Raw genomic sequence first — 7,081 nt, 5'->3', positions numbered from 1 at the left:
GTGAGATAAGGAAAGTCGTCACTATCCTCTTTTGGACGGTAACAAATTGGATAAAATACGAACTACGGGAATGATTCTTTGTTGAATTTTATTCGTTTTCTCCTGTAATTTTTGGTATAATAAATCCTGTATATCTTAAATTGAAATGAGAAGGTTATGAAAGATAAAATTAGACTTGAATTAGAAGGCATCGATATTCGATTCGATGAGCCTTTAAAAGAATATACCTATACAAAAGTAGGAGGAGCTGTTGATTATCTAGCTTTTCCGCGGAATCGTTACGAGATTGTTCGTATAGTAGAATTTGCTAAACGCGAAGGTATTCCATGGCAAGTGTTAGGAAATTCAAGTAATATCATTGTCCGCGATGGCGGTATTCGTGGTTTTGTTATCCGTATGGATAAACTTAACTCCGTTACTGTATCAGGATACACCATTGAAGCAGAAGCAGGTGCCAATCTGATTGAAACGACAAAAGTCGCACTTTTCCATTCTTTATCAGGTTTTGAATTTGCTTGTGGTATTCCGGGAAGCATTGGTGGTGCTGTCTATATGAATGCAGGTGCTTACGGAGGTGAAGTAGCACACATTCTAGTTTCAGCGCAGATTTTGACTCCAGCAGGTTATGTCGAAACATTGGACAATCGTGAGTTACGATTTGGCTACCGTTCTTCTATTTTGCAGGAAAACGGTGCGATTGTTTTGTCTGCAAAATTTGCCCTCAAGCCAGGAAATCATACGGTTATTCAACAAGAAATGGCTCGTTTGACACATTTACGCGAGCTCAAGCAACCTTTGGAATATCCATCTTGTGGTTCAGTCTTCAAACGTCCACTTGGTCACTTCGCAGGACAGTTGATTATGGATGCGGGTTTAAAAGGTTATCGAATCGGTGGAGTCGAAGTTTCTGAAAAACACGCTGGCTTTATGGTCAATGTTGCTGATGGAACGGCATTGGACTATGAAAATTTGATTGCCCATGTGATTGAAGTCGTTGAAAAATCTTCAGGAATTACCCTGGAGAGAGAGGTGCGTATTATCGGCGACCCTGCTGATACACTCTAGCCATCAGGCTCTTACAAAAAAGAAGGAATTTATGAGAATTGAAAAAGCCAATTATTGAATTTAAGAACGTTTCAAAAGTATTTGAAGACAGTGGAACAACTGTATTAAAGGATATTAGTTTTGAATTGGAAGAGGGGAAATTTTATACCCTTTTAGGAGCTTCTGGTTCAGGTAAATCAACGATTTTGAACATTATTGCTGGTCTATTGGATGCGAGTTCAGGTGATATTTATCTGGACGGTCAACGGATAAACGATGTTCCGACCAATAAACGGGATGTCCATACTGTTTTCCAGTCCTATGCCCTTTTCCCACATATGACTGTCTTTGAAAATGTGGCTTTTCCTCTTAAATTACGAAAGGTTGATAAGGCTGAAATCGAACGCCGTGTGACAGAAGCCTTACAAATGGTCCGACTTTCTGGTTATGAAAATCGTTCCATTCAGAAATTGTCTGGTGGTCAACGCCAGCGGGTTGCTATTGCACGTGCGATTATCAACCAGCCTCGCGTCGTCTTGCTAGATGAACCACTTTCTGCCCTGGACTTGAAACTAAGAACAGAAATGCAGTACGAACTGCGTGAATTGCAACAACGTCTAGGAATTACCTTCGTCTTCGTTACCCATGACCAAGAAGAAGCTCTGGCCATGAGTGACTGGATTTTTGTCATGAATGAAGGTGAGATTGTCCAGTCTGGGACGCCAGTGGACATTTACGACGAGCCAATCAACCATTTTGTTGCTACCTTCATCGGTGAATCCAATATCCTTCCAGGCCGCATGATAGAAGACTACTTGGTTGAGTTTAACGGCAAACGCTTTGAAGCTGTCGATGGCGGTATGCGACCAAACGAAGAAGTTGAAGTTGTTATCCGTCCAGAAGATTTGCAGATTACCTTACCTGAAGAAGGCAAATTGCAGGTAAAAGTGGATACTCAGCTCTTCCGTGGTGTTCACTACGAAATCATCGCCTATGACGACCTTGGTAATGAGTGGATGATTCACTCAACTCGTAAGGCCATTGTCGGAGAAGTGATTGGACTCAGCTTTGAGCCAGAAGATATTCATATCATGCGTCTCAATGAAACAGAGGAAGAATTCGATGCTCGTATCGAAGAATATGTTGAAGTGGAAGAAGTAGAAGATGGTTTGATTAACGCCATTGAGGAGGAACGCAATGAAGAAAACCTCTAGGCTTTTTGCAATTCCCTATGCCCTATGGGTCTTTCTCTTTGTACTCGCACCTGTTGCCCTGATTATCTTCAAATCTTTCTTTGATATTCATGGTAATTTCACTTTGGCCAACTACCAGACCTATTTTAACTCGCCAAATATGACCTATCTGCGAATGAGTTTTAACTCTATTTTTTACGCAGGTATTATTACTCTGGTCACACTTTTGGTTTCCTACCCAACAGCCTATTTCTTGACCAAGCTCAAGCATAAACAGCTTTGGCTCATGTTGATTATCTTACCAACCTGGGTCAATCTTTTGCTGAAAGCCTATGCCTTTATCGGTATTTTTGGACAACACGGCTCTATCAATCAGTTCCTAGAATTTATTGGTCTAGGAGCTCAGCAAATTCTCTTCACGGATTTCTCTTTCATTGCTGTTGCAGCCTATATTGAGATTCCGTTTATGATCTTGCCAATTTTTAATGCCCTAGATGATTTGGATAAAAATCTCATCAATGCTAGTCGTGATTTGGGGGCAACTTCTTGGCAGACCTTTACAAAAGTTATTTTTCCTCTTTCCATGAATGGGGTCCGTTCTGGTGTTCAGGCGGTTTTCATTCCAAGTTTGAGCCTCTTCATGTTGACCCGTTTGATTGGTGGTAACCGAGTTATTACACTGGGAACAGCTATCGAACAACATTTCCTCACAACACAAAACTGGGGAATGGGTTCAACAATTGGTTTGGTCTTGATTTTGGCCATGCTCTTGATTATGTGGATGACGAAAGAGAGGAAGAAATAATGAAGAAATTTGCAAATATCTACTTAACAGTTGCCTTCCTCCTACTTTACTTGCCCATTTTTTATCTCATTTTTTATGCCTTTAATGAAGGCGGAGATATGAATGGCTTTACAGGCTTTACCTTGGAGCATTTTTCTTCCATGCTCAGTGATAGCCGTCTCATGCTCATCTTAGCTCAAACCTTCCTATTAGCTTTTTTGAGTTCTTTGATTGCGACCGTTATCGGAACTTTCGGCGCCATCTATATCTATCAAGCAAAACCTCGTTTTCAAAATGCCTTGCTATCTGTCAATAATATCTTGATGGTGGCACCAGACGTTATGATTGGGGCAAGTTTCTTGATACTCTTTACCATGATTGGTTTCCAGCTAGGCTTTGTCTCAGTATTGCTCAGTCACATTGCCTTTTCCATTCCAATCGTAGTATTGATGGTTTTGCCACGCTTGAAGGAAATGAATGCCGATATGATTTCAGCAGCTTATGACTTGGGTGCAACTCAGCCACAAATGCTGAAAGAAATCATGTTGCCATACCTAACACCAGCCATCATTGCAGGCTACTTCATGGCCTTTACCTATTCCTTGGATGACTTTGCCGTGACATTCTTTGTTACGGGAAACGGTTACTCAAACCTATCTGTAGAGATTTACTCACGGGCTCGTCAAGGGATTTCTTTGGAAATCAATGCTCTATCAACCCTTGTTTTCCTTTTCTCTATCTTATTGGTAGTGGGTTATTATTTCATCTCACGTGAAAAGGAGGCCAACTAATGAAACGATTGTATTCATTTTTTGTAGGTATTGTAGCTATTATTCTTGTTTTATGGGGAATTAGTTCAAAATTAGAAGCTGATTCAACCCAAGGGACAACTGATAAACTTGTCATCTATAACTGGGGAGATTATATTGACCCAGAATTGCTGGAAGAATTTACGGCTGAAACAGGTATTCAGGTGGATTACCAGACCTTCGATTCCAACGAATCCATGTACACCAAAATCAAGCAGGGTGGAACTACCTACGACCTAGCCGTTCCTTCTGAGTATATGATTTCCAAAATGACAGAAGAAAATATGCTCGTGAAACTTGATAAATCCAAAATTGAAGGTTTAGATAATATTGATCCGCAATTTATGGGCTTGAGCTTTGATAAGAATAATGATTATTCTATTCCATATTTCTGGGGGACCTTGGGCATTGTTTACAATGAAACCATGGTTGAAAACCCACCTCATGAATGGGAAGATTTGTGGTCAGAGGAGTACCGTGATAATATCATGTTGATCGATGGTGTTCGTGAGGTCATGGGATTTGGCTTGCAATCTTTGGGTTACAGCTTGAACTCTAAAAATCCTGCAGAGATTGAAGAAGCTGCTGAACATCTTTACAATTTGACACCAAATGTTAAGGCTATCGTAGCTGACGAAATCAAGGGCTACATGATACAAGATGCGGCAGCTATCGCAGTATCCTTCTCTGGAGAAGCCAGTGAAATGTTGGATGGCAATGAAAATCTACGTTACGTCGTACCATCAAAAGGTTCAAACCTTTGGTTTGATAATATGGTTATTCCCAAAACAGCTAAGAACCTTGATGGTGCCTATGCCTTCATGAGTTTTATGCTTCGTCCTGAAAATGCACTCCGAAATGCAGAATATGTTGGCTACTCAACACCAATTCCTGCAGCCAAGGCCATGTTGGATGAAGAAACTCAGAACGACGAATCTTTCTATCCTTCAGAGGAAACGATGAAGAAGATGGAAGTTTATGATAATCTTGGACCAGAGATACTTGGAATGTATAATGACCTCTATCTCCAATTCAAGATGTATCGGAAATAGTCTGATTGGACAGGTAGCAATATAAATAAAAGAATGGGAGTGAGGTTCTTTACTAAGTACTTATTGCTCCTATTTTTTGGTTATACATACTATAGAAAGGAAGGGAAATACCAATGGAAAATCACCGGAAAGAAGTTAGTTTTATTTCTCAATCAATCCTCTATTCGGTTCTGCGTGGTAGTTTAGTTGGCATTGTCGCTGGGTTAGTGGTCGTTGCATTTCGCTTAGCCATTGAAAAACTATTTTCTGTCTTTACACACCTCTATTCTCTGGCAACAGATAATGCAATCTATTTACTTCTTATTGGAGGGTTTTATCTGGTCATAGCTTTACTTGTTGGCAAGTTGATCAAAGACGAGCCAAATGCAAAAGGTTCTGGTATACCACAGGTGGAGGCAGAACTAAAAGGAATTATGGATTTAAACTGGTGGTCAGTCCTTTGGAGAAAATTTATCGGCGGTGTTTTATCCATTGCATCAGGTCTAATGCTGGGTCGTGAAGGTCCCAGTATTCAATTAGGAGCTGTAACGGCTAAAGGTATATCAGTTCTTCTTAAATCCAGTGAAATGGAAAGAAGGAGTTTGATTGCTAGTGGCGCTGCGGCAGGTTTGGCAGCAGCTTTCAATGCACCAATAGCAGGTCTTTTATTTGTTGTAGAGGAAGTCTATCATCAGTTTTCGCGTCTGGTTTGGGTCTCAGCCTTAGCAGCTAGTATCACTGCGAACTTTATTTCCTTACATGTTTTTGGATTGACACCTGTTTTGCACATGCCAGAGGATTTGCAGCTATTATCTCTTGACCAATATTGGATCTATATCTTACTTGGAGTTTTCCTTGGACTTGCTGGATATGTGTATGAAGTTGTTATCCTCAATATACAAGGTTTCTATACCCTCCTCTCAAAAATCATTCCTCTCCCAGTTCCATACTACAGTGTATTTGCCTTTTTGTTCATTATACCGATTGGTTATTTTTTCCCTAATCTGTTGGGTGGCGGGCATCATTTGATTTTAGAGCTTCCATATTTGGAACAAGGACTACTGACATTGGCAATCCTGATTTTAATACGATTTGTCTGGAGCATGATTTCCTATGGTTCTGGTCTACCAGGGGGCATCTTTTTGCCCATATTGACCTTAGGAAGTCTCCTTGGGCTTTTTGTCGCACGATTCTTCCTTGATATTGGTTTCATCAGTCAGGAGCAGATGCTATTGTTTATCGTATTGGGTATGGCAGGCTTTTTCGCAGCGATTTCCAAAGCACCTCTAACTGCTATTATTTTAGTCACTGAAATGGTAGGAAGTTTGAATCAATTGATGGTCATCGGGTTGGTAGCTTTGAGTTCCTATGTGATGATGGATCTTTTAGGTGGCGCGCCAGTCTATGAAGCAATGTTGGAAAAAATTCTGCCAGAAGAAGTAGAACAGCAAGAACATATGACCTTAATAGAGGTTGTTGTCAACGAAACATTGGACAGAAGATTTGTTAGCGAGTTACGTTTGCCGGATTCATGCTTAATCACTAGTCAAATTCATCATGGTAAGTCAAGGATTGTGAAAGGAAATAGCCAACTTTCTATGGGTGATTCCTTGCTCGTTGCAGTTCCAATCTCTCAAATTCATGCCGTTCGTAGGATATTTGGGGGAGATTAGCATTTTTTTAGATTGTCTTAACAAAGAGATGAGGTAGAAAAGTCCCAATATTATACTGTTTTCGTTGTCCGGTCAACTTTCTCAATTCAGGAATAATTTCATCGGGAACGAAACTCCGAGGCAGCAGACCAATCCGTGTTAATTTAGCAATCCAGTGAGCATCCTTCTTGTCGGTTTTCTGACCTGGGATAGCCTTCATATGGGCTGGTTGAGCCAGTATCAACTCGAAGTCATCACATAGAGCATGCCAGACAGGTCACCAATGTAGCTAAGTAACACTTTGGACAAGTTAAGGGGAATACAAACGACAATATCGACTTGATTTACACATGATTATCTATGACAATTCCTTCCTTAAAATTAGAGAGCCTATCTACTGAATTTTAGTCATATTCTTGAGTGCATATTGTGGTTCTTATCAGTAGGGTGGAGCAGTTTTGTCATCATAATTAACATCAATAATGCACCAACCGCAAGGCCCTCACTAGGTAAATAATCTTAGTGAGGGCTTTATGCTCATTTTCATTATTCTGTGAGTAAGGATGGA

The 7,081-nt window shown here is 40.4% G+C and carries 6 protein-coding genes and 1 pseudogene; 6 read left to right on the top strand and 1 reads right to left on the bottom strand.

Annotated features, from left to right (window positions below; translation table 11 throughout):
* Positions 1-156: 156 nt before the first annotated feature.
* The 6 genes from murB to P7J36_RS05715 all read left to right on the top strand — a co-directional run bounded on the left by murB (position 157) and on the right by P7J36_RS05715 (position 6,534).
* Positions 157-1,065, top strand: a complete 909-nt coding sequence (murB, locus tag P7J36_RS05740; RefSeq protein ID WP_024410097.1) for a UDP-N-acetylmuramate dehydrogenase — start codon at positions 157-159, stop codon at positions 1,063-1,065.
* 38 nt (positions 1,066-1,103) lie between these two features.
* Positions 1,104-2,258: an ABC transporter ATP-binding protein gene (locus P7J36_RS05735; RefSeq protein ID WP_014637974.1), complete on the top strand. Its 1,155-nt coding sequence runs from the start codon at positions 1,104-1,106 to the stop codon at positions 2,256-2,258.
* A complete protein-coding gene (locus tag P7J36_RS05730) occupies positions 2,242-3,042 on the top strand; it encodes an ABC transporter permease (protein WP_408551672.1) in 801 nt (266 codons plus the stop codon). Before P7J36_RS05735 ends, P7J36_RS05730 begins: the two co-directional genes overlap by 17 nt.
* The gene (locus P7J36_RS05725) at positions 3,042-3,812 is read left to right on the top strand and encodes an ABC transporter permease (protein WP_408551673.1); all 771 of its coding nucleotides are present in this window, start codon (positions 3,042-3,044) and stop codon (positions 3,810-3,812) included. Before P7J36_RS05730 ends, P7J36_RS05725 begins: the two co-directional genes overlap by 1 nt.
* Positions 3,812-4,882: an ABC transporter substrate-binding protein gene (locus P7J36_RS05720; protein WP_408551674.1), complete on the top strand. Its 1,071-nt coding sequence runs from the start codon at positions 3,812-3,814 to the stop codon at positions 4,880-4,882. The genes P7J36_RS05725 and P7J36_RS05720 overlap by 1 nt, the downstream gene beginning before the upstream one ends.
* 113 nt (positions 4,883-4,995) lie before the next feature.
* Entirely contained in the window at positions 4,996-6,534 is a 1,539-nt protein-coding gene (locus tag P7J36_RS05715) for a ClC family H(+)/Cl(-) exchange transporter (protein WP_408551675.1), read from the top strand.
* Between the two features lie 52 nt (positions 6,535-6,586).
* Here the strand turns inward: P7J36_RS05715 and P7J36_RS05710 are convergent.
* A pseudogene (locus P7J36_RS05710) lies at positions 6,587-6,790 on the bottom strand (IS110 family transposase); the annotation flags it as partial.
* Positions 6,791-7,081 lie beyond the last annotated feature (291 nt).

The organism is Streptococcus suis (assembly GCF_046032115.1).
GTDB lineage: Bacteria > Bacillota > Bacilli > Lactobacillales > Streptococcaceae > Streptococcus > Streptococcus suis_AJ.
The sequence above is the reverse complement of the archived record's forward strand: the minus strand, read 5'-3'. Positions and strand labels throughout refer to the sequence as shown.

Coding starts and splice junctions, on each gene's coding strand:
- murB (WP_024410097.1), top strand. CDS start 157: ATGAAAGATAAAATTAGACTTGAATTAGAAGGCATCGATATTCGATTC.
- P7J36_RS05730 (WP_408551672.1), top strand. CDS start 2,242: ATGAAGAAAACCTCTAGGCTTTTTGCAATTCCCTATGCCCTATGGGTC.
- P7J36_RS05725 (WP_408551673.1), top strand. CDS start 3,042: ATGAAGAAATTTGCAAATATCTACTTAACAGTTGCCTTCCTCCTACTT.
- P7J36_RS05720 (WP_408551674.1), top strand. CDS start 3,812: ATGAAACGATTGTATTCATTTTTTGTAGGTATTGTAGCTATTATTCTT.
- P7J36_RS05715 (WP_408551675.1), top strand. CDS start 4,996: ATGGAAAATCACCGGAAAGAAGTTAGTTTTATTTCTCAATCAATCCTC.